Annotated in this window: 19 protein-coding genes and 2 tRNA genes; 12 read left to right on the top strand and 9 right to left on the bottom strand. The window is 47.7% G+C overall.

Annotated features, from left to right (window positions below):
- Positions 1-23 precede the first annotated feature (23 nt).
- Entirely contained in the window at positions 24-3,305 is a 3,282-nt protein-coding gene (gene rne, locus ACIGBN_RS07230) for a ribonuclease E (RefSeq protein WP_396664516.1), read from the bottom strand.
- A 464-nt stretch (positions 3,306-3,769) separates the two neighbouring features.
- Between rne and rluC the strand changes: the two genes are divergently transcribed.
- Both rluC and ACIGBN_RS07220 read left to right on the top strand, forming a co-directional pair.
- Positions 3,770-4,741, top strand: coding sequence for a 23S rRNA pseudouridine(955/2504/2580) synthase RluC (rluC, locus tag ACIGBN_RS07225; RefSeq protein WP_133003620.1), 972 nt, complete (start codon positions 3,770-3,772; stop codon positions 4,739-4,741).
- A 177-nt stretch (positions 4,742-4,918) separates the two neighbouring features.
- Entirely contained in the window at positions 4,919-6,385 is a 1,467-nt protein-coding gene (locus tag ACIGBN_RS07220; protein WP_396664514.1) for a DASS family sodium-coupled anion symporter, read from the top strand.
- A gap of 110 nt (positions 6,386-6,495) precedes the next feature.
- Here ACIGBN_RS07220 and ACIGBN_RS07215 read toward each other — a convergent pair whose 3' ends face one another.
- Entirely contained in the window at positions 6,496-8,397 is a 1,902-nt protein-coding gene (locus tag ACIGBN_RS07215) for a PhoX family phosphatase (protein ID WP_133003622.1), read from the bottom strand.
- 230 nt (positions 8,398-8,627) lie between these two features.
- On the opposite strand from ACIGBN_RS07215, the gene ACIGBN_RS07210 reads away from it, so the two are divergent.
- A complete protein-coding gene (locus ACIGBN_RS07210) occupies positions 8,628-9,374 on the top strand; it encodes a CLCA_X family protein (protein WP_133003623.1) in 747 nt (248 codons plus the stop codon).
- Positions 9,375-9,527: 153 nt separating this feature from the next.
- Here ACIGBN_RS07210 and ACIGBN_RS07205 read toward each other — a convergent pair whose 3' ends face one another.
- Positions 9,528-10,403, bottom strand: a complete 876-nt coding sequence (locus ACIGBN_RS07205; RefSeq protein ID WP_396664511.1) for a LysR substrate-binding domain-containing protein — start codon at positions 10,401-10,403, stop codon at positions 9,528-9,530.
- 157 nt (positions 10,404-10,560) lie between these two features.
- Between ACIGBN_RS07205 and ACIGBN_RS07200 the strand changes: the two genes are divergently transcribed.
- Entirely contained in the window at positions 10,561-11,334 is a 774-nt protein-coding gene (locus tag ACIGBN_RS07200; protein WP_396664509.1) for a sulfite exporter TauE/SafE family protein, read from the top strand.
- Positions 11,335-11,358: 24 nt separating this feature from the next.
- On the top strand, positions 11,359-11,658 hold the full coding sequence (locus ACIGBN_RS07195; protein ID WP_396664507.1) for a hypothetical protein: 300 nt from the start codon (positions 11,359-11,361) through the stop codon (positions 11,656-11,658).
- Between the two features lie 121 nt (positions 11,659-11,779).
- Here ACIGBN_RS07195 and gcvP read toward each other — a convergent pair whose 3' ends face one another.
- The 3 genes from gcvP to glyA all read right to left on the bottom strand — a co-directional run bounded on the left by gcvP (position 11,780) and on the right by glyA (position 16,447).
- On the bottom strand, positions 11,780-14,644 hold the full coding sequence (gene gcvP / locus ACIGBN_RS07190) for an aminomethyl-transferring glycine dehydrogenase (RefSeq protein WP_396664505.1): 2,865 nt from the start codon (positions 14,642-14,644) through the stop codon (positions 11,780-11,782).
- 84 nt (positions 14,645-14,728) lie between these two features.
- The gene (gcvH, locus tag ACIGBN_RS07185) at positions 14,729-15,112 is read right to left on the bottom strand and encodes a glycine cleavage system protein GcvH (protein WP_207923391.1); all 384 of its coding nucleotides are present in this window, start codon (positions 15,110-15,112) and stop codon (positions 14,729-14,731) included.
- Between the two features lie 57 nt (positions 15,113-15,169).
- The gene (gene glyA / locus ACIGBN_RS07180; protein ID WP_133003628.1) at positions 15,170-16,447 is read right to left on the bottom strand and encodes a serine hydroxymethyltransferase; all 1,278 of its coding nucleotides are present in this window, start codon (positions 16,445-16,447) and stop codon (positions 15,170-15,172) included.
- Between the two features lie 378 nt (positions 16,448-16,825).
- On the opposite strand from glyA, the gene gcvT reads away from it, so the two are divergent.
- From gcvT to ACIGBN_RS07160, 4 genes are all read left to right on the top strand, one after another.
- On the top strand, positions 16,826-17,926 hold the full coding sequence (gene gcvT / locus ACIGBN_RS07175; protein WP_133003629.1) for a glycine cleavage system aminomethyltransferase GcvT: 1,101 nt from the start codon (positions 16,826-16,828) through the stop codon (positions 17,924-17,926).
- Between the two features lie 152 nt (positions 17,927-18,078).
- Positions 18,079-18,621 carry an elongation factor P hydroxylase gene (locus ACIGBN_RS07170; protein WP_396664502.1) on the top strand — a complete coding sequence of 181 codons (543 nt, stop codon included), beginning with the start codon at positions 18,079-18,081 and terminating at the stop codon, positions 18,619-18,621.
- Positions 18,602-19,741 (top strand): 4-phosphoerythronate dehydrogenase, encoded by a 1,140-nt coding sequence (locus ACIGBN_RS07165; protein ID WP_396664500.1) that lies wholly within the window; start codon positions 18,602-18,604, stop codon positions 19,739-19,741. The genes ACIGBN_RS07170 and ACIGBN_RS07165 overlap by 20 nt, the downstream gene beginning before the upstream one ends.
- 27 nt (positions 19,742-19,768) lie before the next feature.
- Positions 19,769-20,491 carry a flagellar brake protein gene (locus ACIGBN_RS07160; protein WP_133003632.1) on the top strand — a complete coding sequence of 241 codons (723 nt, stop codon included), beginning with the start codon at positions 19,769-19,771 and terminating at the stop codon, positions 20,489-20,491.
- Between the two features lie 119 nt (positions 20,492-20,610).
- Here ACIGBN_RS07160 and htpX read toward each other — a convergent pair whose 3' ends face one another.
- Both htpX and ACIGBN_RS07150 read right to left on the bottom strand, forming a co-directional pair.
- A complete protein-coding gene (gene htpX / locus ACIGBN_RS07155) occupies positions 20,611-21,489 on the bottom strand; it encodes a protease HtpX (protein WP_396664498.1) in 879 nt (292 codons plus the stop codon).
- 87 nt (positions 21,490-21,576) lie between these two features.
- The gene (locus ACIGBN_RS07150) at positions 21,577-22,794 is read right to left on the bottom strand and encodes a pyridoxal phosphate-dependent aminotransferase (RefSeq protein ID WP_396664496.1); all 1,218 of its coding nucleotides are present in this window, start codon (positions 22,792-22,794) and stop codon (positions 21,577-21,579) included.
- Between the two features lie 70 nt (positions 22,795-22,864).
- Between ACIGBN_RS07150 and msrB the strand changes: the two genes are divergently transcribed.
- Positions 22,865-23,275 (top strand): peptide-methionine (R)-S-oxide reductase MsrB, encoded by a 411-nt coding sequence (gene msrB / locus ACIGBN_RS07145; protein ID WP_133003635.1) that lies wholly within the window; start codon positions 22,865-22,867, stop codon positions 23,273-23,275.
- Between the two features lie 100 nt (positions 23,276-23,375).
- Here msrB and ACIGBN_RS07140 read toward each other — a convergent pair whose 3' ends face one another.
- Positions 23,376-23,948, bottom strand: a complete 573-nt coding sequence (locus tag ACIGBN_RS07140) for a YajG family lipoprotein (RefSeq protein ID WP_133003636.1) — start codon at positions 23,946-23,948, stop codon at positions 23,376-23,378.
- Between the two features lie 140 nt (positions 23,949-24,088).
- Here ACIGBN_RS07140 and ACIGBN_RS07135 point away from each other — a divergent pair.
- Positions 24,089-24,164, top strand: a tRNA-Glu gene (locus ACIGBN_RS07135).
- A gap of 56 nt (positions 24,165-24,220) precedes the next feature.
- Positions 24,221-24,295 (top strand) — tRNA-Gly (locus ACIGBN_RS07130).
- The last annotated feature ends 20 nt before the right edge of the window (positions 24,296-24,315 follow it).

The raw sequence follows: 24,315 nt of genomic DNA, 5'->3' as shown, positions 1-24,315 counted from the left end.
TTTTTGTGTGCCGAGTAAGCTATCTATTCAGTTTCAGATGTCTCAGCAGTGGCTTGTGGTGCGTTGTTTTCTTCACGTGCGATACGTGGGTCATTTTTAACGCGACCAGTAGAAGCGCTGCGGCGACGTGACGACGCGGCTTGGCGTTTTTCAGCCAGTTCTTGCTTCATTTTTTCTTGTTGAGCCAAAATAGCTTCTGGTAATTCAACAGACTCTTTTTTCTCTACAGAGGCTTTAACGGCTGGTTTACCACGACCACGGCGAGGTGCTCGAGTTGGGCGAGCCGCTGGCTTCTTAGTCGCTCCTTCAGCTTCAAGGGCGGCTTCTTCAGCGTGTTCTGCTGTGTTAGCCGCTGTTTCCTGTTGTGGTGTTTCAGCTTTTGCTTCTGCTTTTGGCGCATCCGTTACAACGGCTTCAGCGTTAGGCGTTGCTTCGGCAGCCACTGGCGTTTCTTCGATAGCCGCTGGCGCTTCTGTTAATTGCGCCTTTACCGCTACTTTAGGTTTTTCGCTTTGTGCAGGTTTCGCCGGAGCGTCTTTTACTGTTTCCACTGCTTGCTCTGCTACGTCAGAGGCTGTCTCAGCTTGTTCTGCTGGAGCTTCAGGTGCTTTTGCTTCAGCTTCAGCTGCTGTGTCAGTCTCTACCGTTTCAGGTGTCGCTGTTTCAGGAGCATTGTCTGTTGCTTCAGCGGATTTTGTTTCAACGCTTGCTTCAGCTGCAGGTTCTGCGTCAACAGTTGGGGCTGTCGCCTCTTCAGTGTCAGCTTCTACTGATGCTTCTGCTTTCTTCGGTGCGTCAATTGAGGTCTCTGCCGTTTCTGCTGTCGGAGTTTCAAGCGTTGGTGCGGCGTCGGTTGTCTCAGTTGGTGCGATTTGCGCACTTTCTGTTGTTACTTCTGCAGCAACTTTGACGGCTTTGGTCTCGTTTGCATCCGCGTTTTCTGCGTTCTCAGTGTTTGACTCTTGGTTCGCGTCTTCTGCTTTTTGAGGGCGTTGACGTGAACGGCGAGAGCGACGAGAGCGGCGTTGTTCGCGAGGCGCATCATCAGAATCTGTGCCGTCATTATTGCGAGCTTGTTCCGCGCTTAAGGTGGCGGCTTCCGCTGCGGCAGTTTCTTCTTGTTCGCGTAATTTTTCAGACGCTTGTACGTCTTCTTTCAGCTTGCCGTTACGACGACGATTGTCGTTACGATCGCGTTTGCGTTCAGTGACTTCAGGAACGACTTTTTCTTTCGCAACGGTTTTTGGTGCGCTTTCTTTTTTGTCGGCCTTATTGTCCTGAGTGTCTTGCTTGTGCTCAGGTTTATTGTTGTTGCGTGAACGATTGTTGCGGTTGTTGGTTTTTTCACCATTGGCTTCCGCTTGTTCGCGGCGAGATTGGCGAGTAGAGCGAGTGTTTTCTTTGTTGCCGTCTGCCGCAGCTGTATCGCGATCCGCATTTTGATGCTTGGTGCGCTTGTTACGGTTATTGCGGTTGCCGCCTTTGTTAGCCGGCGTGCGTTGCTCGCTGGTACTGCGCTCAGTGCGAGGAGCAGAATGGCTGCTGGTTGTGTTTTTCTTCGCTGGTGCAGGAGCGGCTTCCGCGGCTGGTGCTTCACCGAAAAGGGCTGTCAAAAAGCGTTTTAGTAAGCCTGGTTTGGCTTTCTTTGCAGTCGCTGGTGCTTTTGCTGCAGCGGGCGTTGCAACGGCGTGAGCCGGTGCTGGTGCTTTAGGTGCAATACTGGTTACCGCCGCTTGTGGGCGCGCACTCTCATTTACCTGGCGAGGCTCGTAAGGTGGTTGCTCTGGCGTCTCAACGATGGAGTAGCTGTTTTCGTTTTGAGAGACAACAGAGCTGTCATCACGAATACGTTCTACTTCAAAATGAGGCGTTTCCATGTGCGGATTTGGTACCAAAATAATATGAACGTTGTTACGTTTTTCTATTTTAGCAATGTTAGTGCGTTTCTCGTTTAGCAAGAAAGTGGCAACAGAAACAGGCAGTACTGCGCGAATTTGCGCGGTACGCTCTTTAGAGCATTCTTCTTCGATAAGGCGAAGTACAGAAAGCGCTAATGACTCAACGTCACGGATGAATCCTTGGCCGTTACAGCGAGGACAAACGATACCGCTGGTTTCGCCAAGGGAAGGGCGTAAACGCTGACGGGACATTTCCAACAAACCAAAGCGTGAAATGCGACCAATTTGCACACGTGCGCGGTCAGCTTCAAGCGCATTTTTCATGCGATTTTCCACTTCTTTTTGGTTGCGTACTGGTGTCATGTCGATGAAATCGATCACCACTAGGCCACCAATATCACGTAGGCGTAATTGGCGTGCAATTTCGTCTGCTGCTTCTACGTTCGTTTGCAGTGCCGTTTCTTCGATGTCGCCGCCTTTGGTTGCGCGAGCGGAGTTAATGTCGATAGAAACCAAGGCTTCTGTCGGGTCGATGACAATAGAACCGCCTGAAGGTAGACGAACTTCGCGCTGGAATGCGGTTTCGATCTGAGTTTCAATTTGGAAGCGATTAAACAGTGGCGTCGAGTCGGTGTACAGCTTGATGCGTGATTTGAAATGCGGCATAACCTGCATCACAAAGTTAATGGCGTCTTGGTAAGCGCCTTTTTCATCAATTAGAACTTCGCCGATGTCTTCGCGTAAGTAGTCGCGAATGGCACGAATAACAATGTTACTTTCTTGGTAAATCAAGAAAGGCGCTGGTTTTTCAGAAGCGGCTTTCGTGATGGATGTCCACAGTGTGTCTAGGTAATCCAAATCCCACTGCAGTTCTTCAGTAGAACGACCTACACCCGCAGTACGAACAATTAAGCCGCCATTTTCTGGGGTTTTAAGGCCTGACATCGCTTCTTTAAGTTGTGAACGATCGTCACCGTCGATGCGGCGAGAAATACCACCAGCACGAGGGTTGTTTGGCATCAGTACCAAGTAGCGACCGGCTAGGCTTACAAACGTGGTTAGTGCCGCACCCTTGTTGCCGCGCTCTTCTTTGTCTACTTGAACGATGACTTCCTGACCTTCGCTTAATACATCTTTAATATTAATGCGGCCGTCATGGTTGGATTTTTTGGAGAAATAGGTTTTAGAAATCTCTTTAAGAGGAAGGAAACCATGGCGTTCAGCGCCATAATCAACAAAAGCGGCTTCTAGACTCGGTTCGATACGAGTAATACGGCCTTTGTAGATGTTTGCTTTCTTCTGTTCTCTAGAACCAGATTCGATATCAAGATCGTATAGACGTTGGCCATCGACAAGGGCGACCCGCAACTCTTCTTGTTGAGTTGCATTTATTAGCATTCTAATCATTATAAGTGTGAACTCTGTTGGCTGACGCGAACAAATGTATAGGAGAAGGGGCCGATGTAGGTTCTAGCCCAGAATAGAGATAGCAATTCGTAGTGCTCAGGCAGATGGAGTACGCGATGCGTTTATAAAAATAAAACGATTTTATGCGGTCGTCGCCAAATCAATAACAAAAAGTCCTATACCGATCTCGTTTTTTGCTTTTTTTACGATACAACGCGAACGCGCGGTCGAGCAATTAATGAGATTTCCTTCTACTGACACAGAATTATCCGAATCATGCGGTTTATTATTTAAGCTTAACTGTTACAGAGGTAAGATAGAGGGCCGAAGTGTCGCTTCGGCTAAATTTGTTCAGTTCTCAGTGTCTTACCTTCGAGGCGTTCTGTTGCCTCTTACCCTCTGTGAATGTGAATATAACAGTAAAAACTAAGTGCTTCAATTATAAAGGAAACCAATCTTTGGTTATGTCGGACTCAGATCTAAATTCCGCAGAGCGGCCAGCGGTACGCTACGTGACGATTGACGAGAATAATTCTGGTCAACGGATCGATAACTTCCTTGTGACCCTGCTAAAAGGTGTGCCGAAAGGCAAGTTATATAACCTTTTGCGCAAAGGGGAAATTCGGGTAAATAAGAAGCGCACCAAACCAGATTATCGTTTGCAGCACGATGATATTGTGCGCATTGCGCCCATTGTTGTTGCGCCTGCACCAGACAAGCCGATGTTGTCAGACAAACTCAAAGACAGCATTGAATCGCGCATTGTCTATGAAGACAAAGGCCTGATTGTGGTGAACAAGCCGTCTGGGTTGGCTGTGCACGGTGGCAGTGGCTTGAGTTTTGGTCTTGTGGAAGTGATTCGCCAGATGCGCCCGCAAGAAAAATTCATTGAGCTTGTTCATCGACTTGACCGAGACACCTCTGGTTTGATCATGGTGGCAAAAAAGCGCAGTGTCTTGAAAGAGCTGCATACGGCACTTCGAGAAAAAGAAGGGGTGCAAAAAACCTATTTGGCATTGGTTTACGGAAGCTGGCCAAAGCGTAAGTTGCAAGTGAATGCGCCTTTACTGAAAAATGAACTCAAATCAGGCGAAAGAGTGGTAAAAGTTCATACGGACGGCAAAGAGAGCCTTACGCGTTTCAAATTGGCTCGTCAATTTAACGGATACAGCTTGGTTGAGTGTGAACCTGTCACTGGGCGTACTCACCAAATTCGTGTGCACGCTTTGCACGCAGGTTACCCAATTGTTGGCGATGATAAATATTCGCCGGTGGAATTGTTGAAAGAAACCAAGGCGCTTGGCTTTAAGCGCTTGTGTTTACACGCAACACGTTTGGATATTATGCTAAACGGCGAGCGTATGTTGTTTGAAGCGCCATTGGATAAAGAATGGCAGACACTGATGAATGAATCATTAGAGTCCGTGTTTCCATAACGCTGACAACAACGCGAACAGACTGAAAGGAGTGGATGTGTATCTGCTCCTTTTTTTTGCGTGGCGTTTGCTGTTCGCTGCCGGTCTGACTTATGTCAGCGCAGAGGGGCTCGGCAAGGCGTAAAATTCCTCGACGGTTCTGTCGTTTTTTACGGCAGCCTTGATAAAGGAGTATGTATGAAGGTGGGTGGTGTAAAACTTGTCCCTGGTATTTTTTCCATTGGCTTGGCGGCCAGTATTTGGTTTGTGGTCCCCGTCCCTGAGGGCGTGTCGGTAAATGCCTGGCATTTGTTGGCTTTGTTTGTTGGAACCGTGGTCGCCATTATTGGGAAGGTGATGCCGATCGGCGCGTTGGCAATTTTGGCAATCACCTTGGTTGCCATCACAGGCGTCACCAACGACAGTCCATCGGGTGCGATTAAGGACGCTCTAAGTGGCTTTTCTAATTCGCTTATTTGGCTTATCGGTATTGCCATTGTGATTTCTAGAGGATTGGCCAAAACAGGTCTTGGTAATCGCATTGGCTATTATTTTATTTCTTTGTTCGGCAAGAAAACCATAGGCATTGGTTATGCGCTGGCGTTGTCTGAATTGGTGATCGCTCCGGTAACACCAAGTAACACGGCGCGCGGGGGTGGTATTATCCACCCAATCATGAAGTCCATTGCCAGCAGCTTCGGTTCTTCTCCAGAAGAAGGCACTTCGCGTAAGATAGGCCATTATCTTGCGTTGGTGAATTATCATATCAATCCGATCACCTCGGCCATGTTCATTACCGCGACGGCGCCGAACCCTCTTATCGTTAAGCTCATTGCTGATGCGACCGGAGCAAGCATTAGTATTTCTTGGGGAACTTGGGCATTGGCCGCTTTGTTGCCAGGCTTGGTGTGTATTGCTTTGGTGCCCTTAGTGATTTACGCGATTTATCCGCCTGAAATTAAAAGTACTCCAGATGCCAGTGGTTACGCAAAATCCAAGTTGGCAGACATGGGGGTCATGAGTTATGGCGAAAAAGTCATGGTGGCGGTGTTTGCTCTGTTGCTTTTGCTGTGGGCAGGGGTGCCGGCGATGCTTTTTGGTGCTGAGTTTGCGGTGAACACTACCGCGGTGGCATTTTTGGGCTTGTCAGTGTTGTTGGTCACCGGTGTGTTGAGCTGGGAAGACGTACTCAAAGAAAAATCCGCATGGGACACTGTGGTGTGGTTTTCGGCCTTGGTGATGATGGCAACGTTCTTAAACAAGCTTGGTTTAGTGCATTGGTTCTCGACCGTGGTGCAAAGCAATATTGAGCAGTTTCATTTAAGCTGGGGCGTGTCAGTGGTCATCTTGGTTGCCGTCTACTTTTATGTGCATTACTTTTTTGCGAGTACCACGGCGCATATTACCGCCATGTTTGCGGCCTTTTACGCGGCCGGTTTAGCCTTAGGGGCGCCGCCTTTGTATCTGGGTTTATTGCTTGCTGGCGCCTCGTCCTTGATGATGTCGTTAACCCATTACGCAACAGGTACTTCGCCGATTATTTTTGGCTCTGGTTATGTGTCTATGGAAGATTGGTGGATCATGGGCTTTATTATGAGTCTTGTGAACTTAGCCGTTTGGGGAATTGTCGGCGGTCTTTGGTGGAAAGTGTTGGGCTATTGGTAAGTCGTCGCGTTATTAGCATGGAATGAGTGTTTTAGCACAGAATGAGAGTCTGGTAATTTTCAATTATAAAAAAGGCGACCGTATGGCCGCCTTTTTTTGTTTGGTATGGCTTACGACAATTTAGGAATGCCGGTTAGGTAGCCAACCGCGGCGCCGTAACGATCCTTGTAGTTTGCCCGGATGTACGGGTCCAGAGTGTCTTTCACTTTATCATGCAATGGGCTTACCCAATCACCTGGGTGTTGCCAGTTACTCATGATGTAGGTCCAGCCATTTAATTCATCGACTGCGTGTAAACCGGTTGATTCTGCCCCTGCTGGCGTCGATAGAATGCGCGCCAGTTCACCACTGTCGACGTTATACGCCCATAAGAAGTTGTTTACATGGTTGCCGCTGTCTTCACCAATAAACAAGGTGCGTAGTTTTTCAGAAAACTTAAGGTTGTCAGGGTTAGAGATGCGATCGGCGTGCGCTGTGTTGCCAAGTTCGTCCGGCACAGCAAGGTCTTCGCCGATAAGATTCGCCGGCGCTTCCATACGAACTGACACCCATTCACTGTCGATGGTGTGGCCGTGGTTGTCTTTTTGCCCACCTTTAAGGGTGTGCTCGTAAACCGCGCCCGCTTTAGGACCTTCAACGTGGATGTCGGTACTGCCATCGGTCATGGTTTTATAGATGTAAGACATGGCGGAGTAGGCTTTTTTGTCTTTGATGTTGACTGTGGTGCCTTCCATTTTTGTGAAACCTAAAGACGCTCCGATTAAGGCTGCGTAACGGTGAGTTTCCAAAAAGGCGGCTTCTTTTTCCATTCCAGGCTTCAATTTCACCCAGTTCGTTTTGCCACTGTAGCCGATTTTGGTGAAGCTTGGGTCTTTCGGGTCCTTGGTGTGGATTTCCATGATATCAGTTGATTTGATGCCAGCATCAACAAGGCGCTGAATTTCGTCGCTGTTTGCTTCGCCTAGCTTGATCCAAGTTAGGTTGCCAGCGCCCGGTCCTTTGCCTGATGTTTGGTGCCATTTTGCCGCGTACAATTTACCAGACGAAAGGTCGCGGGGCTTGTCAGCAATGAACATAAATAAGCCACTGTTGGTAAAATCGTCGCCCATTAAGACGGTGCGCTCATCTGGCATAACTTGTACAAGCTCGTGGGAAAGGCGACCCATGCAGTAATGTTTTACTATGGAGCCAGTGCCGTCTTTATGAACCGTGACTTCAGGAAGGTGGCCGTAGTTGTAAGGTTTGGCTTTGTTCTCATCGCCAAACAAGTTCTTACTGTAGGCTTTAAACTGCTCGTTATCTAAATCTGACGCATCGGGTTGATATTCTTCACTGGAAAGGTGGGTTCCCCAAGGAGATAAGCTGGCGCCACAGGTGATCCATAGACCGCCCACATTGGATGTGTCCACGTTGTGGTATTTTACCAATTTTAGTTCGCCCGTTTCTGGGTTTTGGTCCAGCGTCAAAACAGCGATAGGCGAAGGTAGGCGACCGTACATATCGTTGTCCGCGCCATCACGGCTGGTGTACTCAAATTGAACAACGGCGAAAACGTGGTTGCCGTACACGCCAGCGACGTTAGCGTCTTTGACCGTCAATAGGCTAGAGCCATCGGGACAGTCGGAGAAGAACTGACGGTTATTTAAAGTAGGATCGGTAATTGGTTTATTATTAATATCATAATAACCGCCCGCGACTAAGGTATTGCCCTTGCCATCTGGCACGCGATCGCCTGAAATAAAGAAAGGGTGGTAATCCAGCTTCACTAGACGACTAGAGCCATCTTCAAATTTTAACTGCATGGCGGCGTTTGTGTATGCGGTCGCCATGGCGGCAGGGTTACTAAGAGAAGGCGCTGTCATTGGTACAAAGCTGACGGAAGATAAAGGCGCCTCTGTCATATTTTCTGCAAAGGCTTTGGCGCTAAACATGCCCCCAGCAAGTGGTAATAATGGTGCCCCGGCCATAAAGCTAAGCATGCGGCGGCGGGTGTTATCGATTGACTGACTCATGGTTATTATTCCTTTCTATCTTCAGGGATTAGCTGTCGTAAAGTAAAAAGTACAAAGTGGTAGCTTCATTAACTGCCGGGCTAGTAAATCACGTTGGGCATGACGCTTTAGTGACAGCAAAATGATCTTTTTATTTCAGATCAATGAAATGGACAAGGAGTCAGAAGAAGGCAGCGCATGAGGTGTGGTAATCTAGCGTCGTGTATCCATGATGATTTAGGTGCTTGTTAATGAGTTCGGAGTTTGGTCAGCCCAATTTTGTGATGATTCGTCGTCAATTTGACTTTCGCGGCATTGAAATGGGGCGTTGGGTAAAGCCAGAAGAGCGCGACCGCGCGGCAGTGAATTTTTACCAAGCGCTGTGTGACCTAATGGACGTGCTGCAGGGGCCTGAAACGCTGATTTCTTTGCGTGGTAGCCTAGGGCTTCAGTTTGGTAAAGGCGGACGGCCAGGTGTGGCGGCGCATTATATGCCAGCGACGCGCCAACTGGCGTTAGCGAAAAACGCCGGTGCCGGCAGTCTTGCTCACGAGTGGTATCATGCTTTCGATCATTACATGGGAGACAAAATGTTTCCCATCCTAGGGGCTCAATCGTTTGCGTCCTCTAATTGGTTAACGTCCACCAGGATGCAACCACACCCTCTGAATACGTTATTAGAAAACTGCTTCAAAGCCATTATGCTCAATACCGATGGCAGCGCCCCCAGCGCGATGTTTGATGCCTCTAAGCGCACGGATGAAGCGTTAAATATGGTTTATTACGCCAAGCCGGAAGAGTTGTGTGCCAGAGCATTTGAAGCTTTTGTAGAAGACGAAAAACCCAAAAGTCGCTTTCTTGTGAAAGGCAGTCGCTATTCAGATGAAGCCAAAGCAGGGCTGTATCCACAAGGCGCGCAGCGTCAGCAAATTAACGCGGCGTTTAAAGCCTATTTTTCAAGGCTTGGCGCCGCGCTGTATCGACAGCAGTCTGAATGACACCTTTCTAAAGGGCATTTGGGGTGTTGGTTATCCTAGCTAAGGCCTTCTTTTCTTGAGGCGAGGTTGGCTTTTTATAGGGGGAAATAAAAAGCTGTATATTTATACAGAATTTGGTTTGTCCCCACAAAAAGCACGATTTCCGCTTCTCTGTCATGGCCTCTTTGGACTCAATTCGCTTTGCACCAGTGTTAAAAAAGCGTCTTTGGCCTTGTGAAAGCCGGTGTTTTTATTCCAGAGAAAGTAGTTTTTGATGGGTTTGAGTTGCTCAAATGCATAGCCTTTGATGCCGCCAATAAGTTTAAACTGCTCGTATATGCCTCTTGGTACCAATGAAATGCCAGCGCCTGAGCTGACGCAGCCAAGGATGGTGCCATAGCTTGCAATGCTGGTGATCTCGGCGGAAACCTGATTGACCTCAAGCCAGTTCTCTAGCGCTTTTCGATATGGACAGCCTTCTGGCCACATGTAGACATTCTTGCCAACTAAGTCGGCCGGAGAGCGCACTGTGTCAAACGTGGCAGGGGCGATTAATACAATTTCTTCTTGATAGATTTCAACGCATTCAATGTCTGGGTGTACGCTTTTGCCCGCGATGATGGCGCTGTCTAGTTCATGTTTGACCACCGCGGTTTCTAAGGCTTTCCATTTCCCCGTGGTAAATTCAATGTGCACGTTTGAGTAATATTTGTGGTATTTGGACAATACCTTTGGTAACCGGCTGGTGGCAGCGGATTCAATCGCGCCTAGGCGCAGTGTCCCCATAGGTTCTCCTTCGCTGCTAATGGCGCGCTTTGCTTCTTGGCACATGGACAAAATTTTATTGACGTACTCAAGGAATATATCGCCGGCTGGACTCAATGTTAAGCCGCGTCCTTTGCGAATCAATAAGGCTTCCCCTAATTCCTCTTCTAAATTCTTGATTCGTGTCGTGATGTTCGAAGGCACGCAATGCAGTTGTTCAGCGGCTTTCGCGATGCTGCCAAGATCCGCAATGGTTTTAAACATACGCAATTGAGAGAGTTCCATCTTATCGCTCATTAAAAGTGAATGATCTGCTTAATATAAGTTACTTTTTTTTAGTTATCCAGTTGATTAGGTTAGCAAGGTGTTGATCAGACGCCGCCTTGCTTTAGGTCGGTGTGGTTGCTTTTTAATGACTGCTTTTATCGTATAGGAACGGATTATGGTTACCAGCGTCACTGACATGATCGCGTTAGGTGTGTTTGCTTTTTGTGGTGGATTAATTGATGCGGCTGTGGGGGGAGGCGGTTTGATCCTCTTGCCTGCGTTGATGCATGCGCTGCCCGAATACGCATTATCAATGGTGTTTGGTACCAATAAAGTGGCGGTTTGGATGGCCGCAATTAGCTCTATTGGCACTTATCTTAAAAGGGTAAACATGGTTTGGAGAGTGCTGTTGCCTACGGCTCTGTCGGCGTTTGTGTTTGCCTATTTTGGGGCCATGTCTGTGGCTAGCATCCCCAAAGACAGCATGCAGATCGTTGTTTTCGTCCTCTTGATTGCGATGGCTATTTACACGTTTCACAAGAAAGACTTGGGGTTGAGTCATACCAAGGTGGAGGGCAGCGTGAGAAACATGGCGAAAGGGGTCGTGTTTGGTGGTCTGATTGGTTTTTATGACGGACTGTTTGGTCCTGGGAGTGGTAGTTTTTTGATTTTTCTTTTTATCAGAGGGTTTGGGTTTGATTTCTTAAATGCCTCAGCCTCTGCAAAGCTGGTGAATCTGGGGGCGTTTACGGCGGCGCTGCTGTTCTTTATACCGTCGGGAAATGTGTTGTGGCAAGTGAGCGCGCTCATCGCGGTTTGTAATGTGTTAGGGGCATTTGCCGGCGTTTATCTGGCTCTAAGGTTAGGCAGCCGCTTTATCAGGGTGTTGTTTTTGGCCTTGTTGCTCTTTTTGATCAGTCGAATGGGGTTCACCATGTTGGTCGTGTGATTTTGAGCCTAGTAACGGTGTTTAATGACTCATAGCCAAGAGGAAGCGAAGAAAACCGTTTCTTCTTCCATAGAAAGTGCTGAAAAACTGGGTTTTGTTAATGAACGCGTTTCTATGGTGTCTGAAAACACCATTCAAGTTGCCTCGGCGGCGACCGAGCAATCCAATGTTGCGGAGGCGATTAATAAAAACCTTGTGGTAATCAGTGACTCAACGCAATCGTTAAGGGACATTGTTGCGAATCTGGAATCAGGGCATGTGGACAGCGCGAGGGCCGTTGATAAGCTCACGGAGATTTTGTCTAAATTCAAAGTCGAGCGTTAATGGCTGTTTGAGCTGGGGTTTTCTAGGCTGTTTTATGAAACAGTGGTTAATAAAAAAGGGCGAATCATGGCTGATTCGCCCTTTTTTGCTTTGCGCCGCTTAGTGCTTTATGCCGCCAAGCTTAGTCTTCGTAGCTGTCGATTGGTGGGCATTCGCAAAACAAGTTACGATCGCCGTAAACGTTATCGATGCGACCCACTGGTGGCCAGTACTTACGAGCTTTGATCCAAGGAAGTGGGTACGCCGCGTCTTTACGAGAGTAAGCGTGGGTCCATTCCATGTCTAATAAGCTATCGGCAGTGTGCGGTGCGTTAACCAATGGGTTGTCTTCCAGTGGCCATTCGCCGTCTAGCACGCGGCTGATTTCGTTGCGGATTTGAATCATCGAATCGCAGAAGCGGTCTAACTCTTCTAGGTTTTCCGATTCTGTTGGTTCAATCATCAAGGTGCCCGCCACAGGGAAGGACATGGTTGGTGCGTGGAATCCGAAATCCATCAAGCGTTTTGCGATGTCTTCTTCGCTAATGCCTGATTCTGCTTTTAGTGGACGAATATCGATAATGCATTCGTGGGCTACTGTGCCATTTTTGCCTGTGTACAGTACTGGGTAATGTTCACCTAGGCGTTTGGCAATGTAGTTTGCGTTCAAGATGGCGTTAAAGGTGGCATCACGTAGCCCTTGGTCGCCCATCATTTTGATGTACATCCAAGTGATAACAAGAATGCTCGCGCTGCCGTAAGGGGCAGCAGACACCGCGCCGTGTTGTTCTTGCATACCCATTACTGGCGCCACAGAGTGACCCGGTAGGAAAGGCGCTAGGTGAGATTTAACACCGATTGGCCCCATGCCAGGACCGCCACCACCGTGAGGGATACAGAATGTTTTATGTAGATTAAGGTGAGACACATCACCGCCAAACGCACCTGGAGGCGCAATACCGACCAAGGCATTTAAGTTCGCCCCATCGATGTACACCTGACCACCAAATTTATGCACTATGTCACACACTTCGCGAATGTGTTCTTCGAATACACCGTGAGTGGATGGGTAAGTGGCCATGATGCAGCTTAGTTCAGCGGCGTGTTTTTCGGCTTTTGCAGCCAGATCCACAAGGTCGATGTTGCCGTCTTCATCGCATTTTACGATCACGACTTTCATCCCAGCCAATGCGGCAGAAGCTGGGTTGGTGCCGTGGGCAGAACTTGGAATTAGGCAAATGTTGCGGTCATGGTCGCCACGAGATTTGTGGTACTTGTCGATGGCGATAAGGCCTGCGTATTCCCCTTGGGCGCCAGAGTTAGGCTGTAGGGACACTGTGTCGTAGCCTGTGGCTTTTGATAGCATAGCGATCAGTTCAGACAATAACGTATGGTAACCCGCGGCCTGTTCTGTTGGTGCAAATGGGTGGATGCCACCGAATTCAGCCCAAGTCACAGGGATCATTTCAGACGCGGCGTTCAGCTTCATCGTACAAGAACCAAGTGGGATCATGCTCTGGTTAAGGGCGATGTCTTTCACTTCTAGTTGATGCATGTAGCGCATTAACTCTGTTTCGCTGTGGTGAGAGTTAAACACAGGGTGCGTCAAAATAGCATCTTGACGTAATAAAGCACCATCGAATCCGGTGCTGGCTGCGGTAGCGTCTATGTCTTCTTGTGACAAAGAGAAACCGAAACAGTCCGCAAGATCGATTAAGTCTTGGTTGGTGGTCGTTTCGCTAAAGGTAATAGAAAGACGGCTAGCCGACGTTTGGTGTAGGTTGATCAGTTTGGCTTGGGTTGCTGCGACTATGTCTGCTGTTTTATCGTTGGTGTCAACGACGACCATGTCAAAGTAATTGGCGTTGGTGGTAAAGCCGTTCGCTTTTAGTGCTGTTGCAAAGCAGTTTGCGTACGCCGCCACTCGAGAGGCGATTTTCTTCAAGCCAACAGGGCCGTGATACACAGCATAGAAGCCGGCCATCATGGCAAGCAATGCTTGTGCGGTACAGATGTTTGATGTCGCTTTTTCGCGGCGAATGTGTTGCTCGCGAGTTTGCATCGCCATGCGCAATGCAGGTTTGCCGTGGCTGTCTTTGGAGACGCCAATTACACGACCTGGCATAGAGCGTTTAAAGGCATCTTTTGTTGCCAAGAAGGCCGCGTGTGGGCCGCCGAATCCCATTGGGACGCCAAAGCGTTGGGCGCTACCAAAGACGATATCAGCCCCCATGTCGCCAGGGGATTTCAATAGCACAAGCGCCAGTAGATCGACGGCGATGCTGGTTAGAGCGCCTTGCTCGTGGGCTTGTGCCACTAGGTCGGTTAGATCCGTGACTTCGCCGTTGATGCCTGGGTATTGGAAGATGGCACCAAATACATCGTGAGAGGCAAGGTTTTCATTGGCATCAACCACCACGTCGATATCGAGCAATTCCGCTCGTGTTTTTACCACGTCGATGGTTTGCGTTAATAATTGGTCAGACACAAACAGGGTGTTGGATTTCTTGCGGTTAGAGCGCTTCATCAGCGTCATAGCCTCGGCCGCCGCAGTGGCTTCGTCTAATAAAGACGCGTTTGAGATTTCCATGCCCGTTAGGTCAATGATAACTTGTTGGAAGTTAAGCAGTGCTTCCAAGCGACCTTGGGATATCTCTGGCTGATAAGGGGTGTATGCCGTGTACCAACCTGGGTTTTCTAGCAAGTTTCTTAAAATAGGTGAAGGCACTAGGGTGTCGTGGTAGCCCATACCAATGAAAGAGCGCGCTACCTTGTTTTGCTTGGCAATGGCTTTTAATTGGCGTAATGCGTCACTTTCGCTCGATGGCTGAGCCGAAAGGTCAAGGTTGGCTTGGCGAATCGCTTCCGGTATGGTTTTTTCGATCAGAGCGTTTAGTGAGTCAATGCCAATAGTATTCAGCATGGTAGTGCGTTCTGAATCGTCTGGGCCAATATGGCGCGCGATAAATTCGTCATTGCTTAGCAAATCACGGATACACGAGGTCATGATTTATATCACCTATTAAGAAAACGAGAGAGGAGGCTCTCTTGCTGTCGCCTTGTGGGGTTAGCAAGAGAGTGAATAACTGCCTTATTCGATGGTAGCGGCGTAACCAGCTGCATCAAGTAGTTTGCTTAGGTCTGTGCCTTCAGCAAGTTTGATCTTAGCGATCCAAGCGCCTTCAAAAGGGGCTTCGTTAATAAGCTCTGGTGCGTCATCAAGGTCAGTGTTCACCTCGATTACTTCACCTGATACGGGTGCGTAAATGTCAGAAGCGGCTTTAACCGACTCAACCAATGAGAATTGCTCTGTTGCGGTCACTTCAAGGCCAACTTCAGGCAGTTCTACATAAACTACATCGCCTAACAGGTCTTGTGCGTGGTCAGTGATGCCGACTGTTACAGTGCCGTCGCCATTGTCTAGAACCCACTCATGGGAATCTGCGTATTTTAGATTTTCTGGGATAGTACTCATGAATGATGCCTCTTTTAAAAAAATACCCGAGGGGGTTGCCCTCGGGTAGATGATTTTTTAGCGGTACAGTGGGAAGCGTTTGCACAACTCTTTGACTTCTGCCAAAACGCGTGCTTCAACTTCTGGGTTGCCGTCTGGATTGCCAACTAGGCCGTCCAACACGTCACTGATTAAGTGACCCACTTTGCGGAACTCTTCTTCTCCAAAACCACGAGATGTTGCCGCTGGTGTACCTAGACGGATACCAGAGGTGACCATTGGTTTTTCAGTGTCGAATGGAATGCCGTTTTTGTTACAAGTAATACCAGCGCGCTCTAGAGCTTGGTCTACAACATTGCCTTTTAAGCCTTTAGGGCGAAGATCCACCAACATTAGGTGAGTATCTGTACCGCCTGTTACCACATCACAACCACGTTCAATCATAACCGCAGCCAACGCTTTAGCGTTTGCAACGACTTGTTTGATGTAGTCAGTGAATTCTGGTTTCAGTGCTTCGCCAAACGCAACCGCTTTACCCGCGATAACGTGCATCAATGGGCCGCCTTGGTAGCCTGGGAAAACAGCAGAGTTGATTTTCTTACCAAGATCAAGATCGTTGGAAAGGATCATGCCGCCACGTGGACCACGAAGTGTTTTGTGTGTCGTTGTTGTCACAATGTGTGCGTGAGGCAGTGGAGATGGGTGAACCCCAGTCGCTACCAAGCCAGCAATGTGAGCCATGTCGACAAATAAGTAAGCGCCGACTTTGTCAGCGATTTCACGGAAACGTTTGAAATCGATTTCACGAGGAATAGCAGAGCCACCCGCGATGATCATTTTAGGTTTGCATTCGATTGCTTGCGCTTCGATAGCATCGTAATCGATCAATAAAGTCTCAGGGTTAACGTCGTATTGAACGGCGTTGAACCATTTGCCTGATTGAGCTGGTGCTGCACCGTGAGTTAAGTGACCACCTGAAGACAAGGTCATGCCCATGATAGTGTCGCCTGGCTGTAGCAATGCAAGCATTACTGCGCCGTTCGCTTGAGCACCAGAATGAGGTTGAACGTTAACAAACTCACAGTTGAACAATTTTTTTGCGCGATCAATGGCAAGTTGTTCTGTTACGTCGACAGCTTCACAACCACCGTAGTAGCGGCGAGTAGGGTAGCCTTCAGCGTATTTATTCGTTAGTACGGAGCCTTGAGCTTCCAAGACAGCTTTGGAAACGATGTTTTCAGAAGCAATCAATTCGATACCAGTTTCTTGACGTTCTTGTTCTTCAACAAGGGTTGCAAAAAGTTCTGAATCGCGATCAGCCAGGGATTGGCTGAAAAAGGCTTCGGTGTTTGCCATGGTGTATTCCTCTTAAATAAACATTAATGCCCAATAAAGACACAGAGTCCTTAATATAATAACACTAGGGCAGTCTAAGATGATGAAAAAAGATCATCTTTCTAAGAGCGTCGATAATTGTCTGCTTCGCGCCAATTTTTCGTATCATATCGAAAAAGTTTCCAATTGGAAACACGTAAGAAAGTGGTATTTTTAAATCTTTTGATAAAATAGGTTGATTTTATCTGACCATTTGTTCAGGTTTTTGCCTGTTTATCGGAATAATTGCCGATTTAGTTGGATTTTAATTGGCTTATGGCTTGTCAACCACATTGAATTTTAGATAATCTGTTTCCAATCGGAAACTTCCTAAACACTGGCCCAATTAAAGGTTTGCTTATGAAACGTACTTCTCTTTATGCACAACACATCGCCGCGGACGCAAGAATGGTTGAATTTGCAGGTTATGAAATGCCTGTACAGTATCCATTAGGGGTTAAAAAGGAACATTTGTGGGTGCGTGAGAAGGCGGGGTTGTTTGACGTTTCTCACATGGGGCAACTTATTCTTAAAGGCAAAGACGTGAAATCTGCCTTTGAAGCCATTGTGCCAGTGGATGTTTTGGATCTACCTAAAGGTATGCAGCGTTACGGTCTTTTCACCACTCAAGACGGTACTATTACAGATGATCTCATGTTTGCAAACTGGGGTGACGATTTATTTGTTGTTGTCAACGCGGCTTGTAAAGAGCAAGACATTGCGCATTTGAAAGCCTCGTTGTCCGATTGTGACGTAGAAGTAATAGAGGATCGTGCGTTATTGGCGATTCAAGGGCCAGCAGCTCGCGCTGTCTTTTCTCGCCTAGTACCAGAAGCGCAAACGATGACGTTTATGCAGAGTCTTAAATTTGACTGGCAAGGCGTTGAGTTGTGGGTAAGCTGTTCTGGTTACACAGGAGAGGACGGCTATGAAGTTTCTGTGCCAAATGATCATGCCGAAGCGTTTGCCGCGGCGTTATTAGCATTTGAAGAAGTTGAATGGATTGGTCTGGGGGCGCGTGACTCATTGCGACTAGAGGCGGGCTTGTGCCTTTATGGTCATGATATCGATACCACCACCACACCGATTGAAGCGTCATTAAATTGGGCGATCCAGCCAATACGCCGCTTAGGCGGTGCTCGTGAAGGCGGTTTTCCGGGGGCGGATGTGATTTTGCCTCAGTTCTCAAACAAACCTGCTCGTAAACGAGTTGGCTTTTTAGTCGACGGTAAAGCGCCAGTGCGCGAAGGCGTTCAAATTGTTAACCAAGCTGGGGAAGAGAAAGGCTTGGTCACCAGTGGTGGTTTCTCACCTTCTTTGTCTCAGCCTATTGTGATGGCTTATGTGTCCAGTGAGGCATTGGCAAGTGAAGAACCTTTGTTTGCCCTAGTGCGAGGCAAAAGCATTCCATTATTGTTGACGAAAATGCCATTTGTGCCTGCACGTTATTACCGCGGTTAACCGCCTGCGACGACGCTTTTGAAGAAAGCACGTCAGGCAAAGCAGCTAAGTTATGTGCTATTGCGTTATGTATGCGCCGCACTGTCGGCGTTTGCATAGCGCGGTTTTGGAAGATATGTAATAATCCTGCCTTTTGTTTGGGGGATTGATCCTTGGTTACTGCCGCTCAGCTGATAGAGGCGTTTGATGCCTGTTTTCTTTCACGCTTTCATACCACCTTGGTTGGTGGTGCGGATGAGCCGCTTTACTTACCGTCAAAAGGCAAAGCTACCCCCGCTATTCTCTACTTTCGATTAGATTACCCCTCTAGTGCATTGCATGAAATCAGTCACTGGTGTCTGGCTGGTCCGCAACGACGTCTATTAGAAGATTATGGTTACTGGTATGAAACCGATTCGCGCACGCAACAGCAACAAACGCTGTTTGAGCAAGTTGAGGTTAAGCCTCAAGCGATTGAGTGTGTTTTGCATTGGGCGGCGGGATTAGAGTTTCGAGTAAGTGTTGATAACTTAGCCTTGGTTGATTATGACGCGACCCCTTTTCAGCAATCTGTTTATCGCCAAGTGGGCGATTATCTAATTTCTGGCTTACCAGAGAGAGCACTTACATTTGCTAAGTACTTGCTGGCTCGCCGTTTACCTAATATCGATTTTAATGAGTTTATAAAACAGCAGTATGAAAATAATAGCCGATGAGAATATGCCCAATGTGGCGACGCTTTTTTCTCCTTTCGCAGACGTAGAGCTGGTTAACGGTAGGACCCTAAGCAAGGAACAAGTAAAGGATGCCGATGCGCTGCTTGTACGATCAGTCACCAAGGTGAATAAAGCGCTATTAGAAGGCAGCTCAGTACGCTTTGTTGGCAGTGCTACCATAGGTGTGGATCACATAGATACCGAGTATTTGGCTGAGCAAGGCATTGCCTTTACCAGTGCGCCTGGTTGCAATGCTGAAGCGGTTGCGGATTATGTGTTCAGTGCGTTGGGCTATTTGTCGCTGAGTAAGAGCTTGTCTTGGTTGGGTAAAAAAATTGGCGTGATTGGATACGGCAACGTCGGCAAAACTGTTTATGATCGCTTTTTAGCCCTTGGCTGCAATGTGTGTGTCTATGACCCTTTTAAAGAACAAGAGATAGTAAGTGGCTCGGTTAATTTTGCCTCGTTAGAAACGGTATTAGGTTGCGCGGTTATTTCTTTGCATGCGCCACTTACGACAACGGGAAAATACCCGACGCAAGGCATGATTGGTGCTGAGCTTTTGTCTGGTGTGCAGGCCGGTACTACGATCATCAGTGCTGGTCGTGGTGGAGTGATTGACGAAGTGGCCTTGCGTGGGCGCCATCACGCATTGCAGAGCGCGTTAAATATTGTCCTAGACGTTTGGCAAGGCGAGCCACTGATTGATGCCTCGACATTGTCCATTGCTGATATTGCGACGCCTCATATTGCGGGGTACAGTAAACAGGGTCGTGAAAAAGGCACTTGGATGGTTTATCAGGCATTTTGTCGTTTTTTTGATATTCCTAATCCTCTTGCTCTTGAAAAGGCGATTACGGCTGGAAGAATACGCTCTATTGGTATTGAGAAAGGGCCATTGACGGAAGAAATGCTCGCGCGCTCAATGCACGCTATTTACGATGTGGCTCGAGACGATGCTAGACTGCGTGGAAAATATCGCGCAGGCTCGGATAGGTCGACATTTGATTGGCTAAGAAAGCATTATGTTGAAAGAGATGAGTTTAATACTTGCTTCGTTTCTAATGGTAAGCAAGCGGATCTTAAGGCTTTGCGTGCTATCGGTTTCCGAGTGGAATAATAATATTAATTAGAAAGTGGAATTTTGATGGCTGGGGTTATACAAGTCGACTTAGGTGATTTAGATGTACCTCTAGGTACGTTTGTACAATTAGAGTTTATTACGCCTCCGGCGAGGCATATGGTGAAGGTGCTGGGTGCTATTCCTGGGCGCTCCTTGATTGTTTCTTGCCCTACGTCCAAAGGCAGAAAGATCTTTGTCCGTGAAGGGCAGGCGATTAATGTTCGGCTTATGCTGGGTACCGCTGTGTGCGCTTTCTCAAGTCGGGTTGCAAAGAGTTATCTTGAACCTGCGGCCCATTTGCACTTAGCCTATCCGTCGTATGTTGAGACCTCTGTGGTTCGTGAGACGGTGCGTGTAGAGACACGACTTATTTGCAGCCTAGAGCCGACAAGCAATGAAAACACCATTCCTGAGGCAACATCGGGGATTGTTGTTGATCTAAGTGCCGGTGGTGCCAAGCTGATTTCTAAAGAAGACTTTGGCGCCGTGAAGCAGCGAATGCGCGTGGCGATGAACATTAAAATCAGCGGCTATAACTTTTTCTTGAAAGTAAATTGCGAAATCCGCTCACAAGAAATTCAAATGCTAGAGCAGTTGCAATCTACCTTGGTGGATAATGACTTTTTATCGAGAATGGACGCTGAGTATTTCTATGTTTATGGTCTTCGTTTTGAGGATCTAACAAAAGAAATTGTCATTCCTTTGACCGCGTATATTTTGGAAAACCAAAAGAAAAAAGCACGTTAAGCGTTGCGTGTTGTTGAAAGTGAGTGGTCGAGAATAAAGTGTTGCGAATCGCAAAAGCAAAAAAAACCAGCCTAGTCGCTGGTTTTTTTGGTTGATAAGCTTGTGTTTCTAGCGCTCTGTTACAGAGCCTGTAACGCTTGGATGCGCTTATCTATAGGAGGGTGGCTTGAAAACAATTCCCCTAATGTCGGTGCTTTACCGCGATTAATGCCGAATGCCAACATTGAATCTGGCATGTGGCTGGCTTCGTGCTCCTGTTGTAATCGAGCCAGCGCCGCAATCATAGCGCCTTTGCCTGCCAATCGAGCGCCAGCTTCGTCTGCTCTGAACTCTCGAAAGCGCGAAAACCACATCACAATCATTGACGCAAGAATGCCGAAAAGCATCTCGAACACAAAGGTCGCAATGTAATAGCCCCAACCAACCGAACCTTCGTCGTCATTCTTACGTAGGAACTGGTCCACGGCATAGGCGGCAATACGCGCAAAGAACATCACAAAGGTGTTCACTACGCCTTGAATCAAACTTAGCGTGATCATGTCGCCATTTGCCACGTGACCAATCTCGTGACCCAGCACGGCTTTGATTTCATCCGGCGGGAAGCGATCCATCATGCCGCTGGAGACAGCAACTAACGCATCGTTTTTATTCCAGCCAGTCGCAAAAGCATTGGCGTCATGGGATGGAAAAATGGCCACTTCAGGCATTTTGATGCCCGCGTTACGGGATAGCTCAGCGACCGTATCGATAAGCCAAGCTTCTTTGTGGTTACTGGGTTGCTTAATGACCACGGCGCCTGTGCCGCGCTTGGCCATAAACTTGGAAAGCAACAAGGAAATGATGCTACCAGTAAAGCCAAAGACACCACAGAAGATAAGCAAGGAGGTGAAATTCAAACCGTTGCTTGTCATGTAACCGTTTACGCCTAAAAGGCTAAGAATAATACCTGCAACCACCATCACGGCGATGTTGGTTAACAAAAACAGAATGATGCGCATGTTCATGCTCCTAGAAAAACTGTTAGGAGCATGATAGGGCCATAAAGTTCAATTTCAAGCAGAGAAGATTCTCTTATGTGAGCTTATTTAGCGTTTTCTTAGTCGCCCTAGAAAAGCCGCGAAACGTTCCATGGCTGGTGTTAGGTCTTCAATGTGCGGAAGGAAGACGAAACGCACGTGGTCAGGTGTTGGCCAATTAAAGCCGGTACCTTGAACAATCAGCACTTTTTCTTCTTGTAAGAAGCGCAAGACTAAATCCATGTCGTCTTGAATGGGGTAAATGCGAGGGTCTAGTTTTGGAAAGAGATATAGCGCGCCTTCGGGTTTATGACAGCTCACCCCAGGGATGGCGTCGAGGGCTTCCCATGCAACGGCTCTTTGTTCATAGAAGCGCCCACCAGTTATGATCAGCTCATTAATGCTCTGATAACCCCCTAGGGCCGTTTGTACAGCGTGTTGCGCAGGCACGTTTGCACACAGACGCATAGAGCTAAGAATGTCTAAGCCATCTATATAGTCGCTTATGCCGCTTTTATCCCCCGTGATGGCCATCCAGCCTGAGCGAAAGCCGGCGGTGCGATACACTTTAGACAAGCCGCCAAATGTGACGCAAGGCATGCGACCTTCTGTGAGCGTGCTGGTGGGGATGTGAGTCGCGCCGTCATATAAAATTTTGTCGTAGATTTCATCGGAAAAAATCAACAGTTTATGTTCTTCCGCAAGGTCAATAATGGCGTCTAGAATGCCTTTTTCATAAACCGCGCCCGTAGGGTTGTTCGGGTTGATAATGACAATGGCTTTGGTTTTGTTGGAAATCTTAGCGCGTATGTCTTGAATATCAGGTTGCCAACCGGCCCCTTCATCACAAAGGTAGTGTTTTACATAACCGCCAGACAAGGTGGCCGCGGCGGTCCATAAAGGGTAATCAGGCGCAGGGATCAGAATCTCATCGCCATCATTGAGCAGGGCTTGCATGGCCATCACGATGAGCTCGCTGACGCCATTGCCCATCCAGACATTATTTACGTCGGCAGATTTTACCCCCAAGGCTTGGTATTTTTGCATCACCGCCTTACGGGCGGAATAAAGCCCTTTTGATTCACAGTATCCCTGCGCCGTGGGTAGGTTGCGGATAACATCAACCAGGATCTCATCGGGCGCTTTAAAACCAAAGGTCGCTGGGTTGCCGATATTGAGTTTTAGGATTCGTTGGCCTTCTTCTTCCATTCGCATGGCTTCTTTAAGAACTGGGCCGCGGATTTCATAACAGATGTTTGCTAATTTGTTAGATTTGCGAATTTGCACGAGTTTTCCTTGTTAATGCAGGGGGTAGGGCGAATATACTTACTCTATACCTAATTCTGGAGCATTCAAGATGAGTGATAGAGATAGCACTAAAAAAGTCATCAAGTCCGACGAGGAGTGGCGTAAAGAGCTCCCTGAAGACGTTTTCAATATTGTGCGCTTAAAAGGAACTGAGCGTCCTCATACTGGTGAGTACGATAACTTTTATGAAGCCGGTCAGTATCGTTGCCGTTGCTGCAGTAGTTTATTGTTTGATTCCGGCAAAAAATTCAATGCCGGTTGTGGTTGGCCGAGCTTTTATGATGGCCATCAAGAAAACATTGAAGAGCACAGTGATAACTCTTGGCGCATGCAGCGAACAGAAGTAGTGTGCGCGAATTGTGATGCTCACCTTGGGCACGTATTTAATGATGGTCCACCGCCAACAGGGTTACGTTATTGCATTAACTCTGCTTCTTTGTTGTTTGATGAAGAAAAGTAACCAGGCTTTTACGCTAGACAATAAAAAAGGCGCTCCTTAAAGGGCGCCTTTTTTTGTGCTCTGCTTTTGGGTTGTTGGCGAATCCATGTCGCCGCTTAGATTACTCTTTAAGTAGGGTGATGATGTTCTGATCGCTAAGCAAGCGACTGACTGTTTTGCTTGCTAGGTCATTCATGTCTTCTTGTACTGTGCTTTGGTAAGGCAGGGTGCCGTACTCTTCTACTTTCTGAGAGCCAAAGTTGGCTTTATAGGTTTGACCTTTGGCTTTTACCGTTGCCGCAAGCTGAAAGTCGAGAGTCGCTGTGGTTTTCAAATTCTTTGCTTTTGTGGTGTAGCTCATCTTAGTGATAACAACATTAAGCTCAGCTGGTGGGTAAACACCTTGATCTGGCGTGAAGCCTAATTGGGTAAGTCCATTGATGATGCTCTTATTAACGCTTTCTTTTACATCATTAGTCGTAAAGATGTCAGCGCGCTCGTTCAGTCCTGTTTTAATGGCGCCAATGTGGTTGCCTAGTTGTGTATTGGTGGTTACTTGTATGGCGCGGTCGTTTTGCAGTTGTTCTTTCTTTATAGAGGCCGTAGGTTCGATCTGTATGTAGTGCGTTGTCGTACAACCAGCCAATAATAGGGTGGCAAAGGATAGGGGTAGTAAAAGGCGTGTTTTCAGCATAAATAGCTCCATTTTTAGACAATGTCTTTGTAAAACAAGTTGTTGTTAGCTTAACTTAATAGAAATTTTAAAAAAACTGTTGATTTTCAGATTATTAACAGTAATATACGCCCCCGCTCACACAGCAAGATTAAAACGTTGTCCCGTTCGTCTAGAGGCCTAGGACACCGCCCTTTCACGGCGGTAACAGGGGTTCGAACCCCCTACGGGACGCCATCCTTTCAAACGGACGGTTAGTTTACTTTGAATGTCTTAACTGTGAAAAGCATTTTGCGGGAATAGCTCAGTGGTAGAGCACAACCTTGCCAAGGTTGGGGTCGCGAGTTCGAGCCTCGTTTCCCGCTCCATCTTCTTACTAGAAGGTGTG

Origin of the sequence: Marinomonas sp. NPDC078689 (genome assembly GCF_044542435.1) — a bacterium.
GTDB lineage: Bacteria > Pseudomonadota > Gammaproteobacteria > Pseudomonadales > Marinomonadaceae > Marinomonas > Marinomonas arenicola.
This window is presented reverse-complemented; position numbering and strand designations above follow the sequence as displayed.

Excerpts from the sequence above, each read along its gene's own strand:
- rne (WP_396664516.1), bottom strand. The coding sequence starts at position 3,305 with ATGATTAGAATGCTAATAAATGCAACTCAACAAGAAGAGTTGCGGGTC.
- rluC (WP_133003620.1), top strand. The coding sequence starts at position 3,770 with ATGTCGGACTCAGATCTAAATTCCGCAGAGCGGCCAGCGGTACGCTAC.
- ACIGBN_RS07220 (WP_396664514.1), top strand. The coding sequence starts at position 4,919 with ATGAAGGTGGGTGGTGTAAAACTTGTCCCTGGTATTTTTTCCATTGGC.
- ACIGBN_RS07215 (WP_133003622.1), bottom strand. The coding sequence starts at position 8,397 with ATGAGTCAGTCAATCGATAACACCCGCCGCCGCATGCTTAGCTTTATG.
- ACIGBN_RS07210 (WP_133003623.1), top strand. The coding sequence starts at position 8,628 with ATGAGTTCGGAGTTTGGTCAGCCCAATTTTGTGATGATTCGTCGTCAA.
- ACIGBN_RS07205 (WP_396664511.1), bottom strand. The coding sequence starts at position 10,403 with ATGGAACTCTCTCAATTGCGTATGTTTAAAACCATTGCGGATCTTGGC.
- ACIGBN_RS07200 (WP_396664509.1), top strand. The coding sequence starts at position 10,561 with ATGGTTACCAGCGTCACTGACATGATCGCGTTAGGTGTGTTTGCTTTT.
- ACIGBN_RS07195 (WP_396664507.1), top strand. The coding sequence starts at position 11,359 with ATGACTCATAGCCAAGAGGAAGCGAAGAAAACCGTTTCTTCTTCCATA.
- gcvP (WP_396664505.1), bottom strand. The coding sequence starts at position 14,644 with ATGACCTCGTGTATCCGTGATTTGCTAAGCAATGACGAATTTATCGCG.
- gcvH (WP_207923391.1), bottom strand. The coding sequence starts at position 15,112 with ATGAGTACTATCCCAGAAAATCTAAAATACGCAGATTCCCATGAGTGG.
- glyA (WP_133003628.1), bottom strand. The coding sequence starts at position 16,447 with ATGGCAAACACCGAAGCCTTTTTCAGCCAATCCCTGGCTGATCGCGAT.
- gcvT (WP_133003629.1), top strand. The coding sequence starts at position 16,826 with ATGAAACGTACTTCTCTTTATGCACAACACATCGCCGCGGACGCAAGA.
- ACIGBN_RS07165 (WP_396664500.1), top strand. The coding sequence starts at position 18,602 with ATGAAAATAATAGCCGATGAGAATATGCCCAATGTGGCGACGCTTTTT.
- ACIGBN_RS07160 (WP_133003632.1), top strand. The coding sequence starts at position 19,769 with ATGGCTGGGGTTATACAAGTCGACTTAGGTGATTTAGATGTACCTCTA.
- htpX (WP_396664498.1), bottom strand. The coding sequence starts at position 21,489 with ATGCGCATCATTCTGTTTTTGTTAACCAACATCGCCGTGATGGTGGTT.
- msrB (WP_133003635.1), top strand. The coding sequence starts at position 22,865 with ATGAGTGATAGAGATAGCACTAAAAAAGTCATCAAGTCCGACGAGGAG.
- ACIGBN_RS07140 (WP_133003636.1), bottom strand. The coding sequence starts at position 23,948 with ATGCTGAAAACACGCCTTTTACTACCCCTATCCTTTGCCACCCTATTA.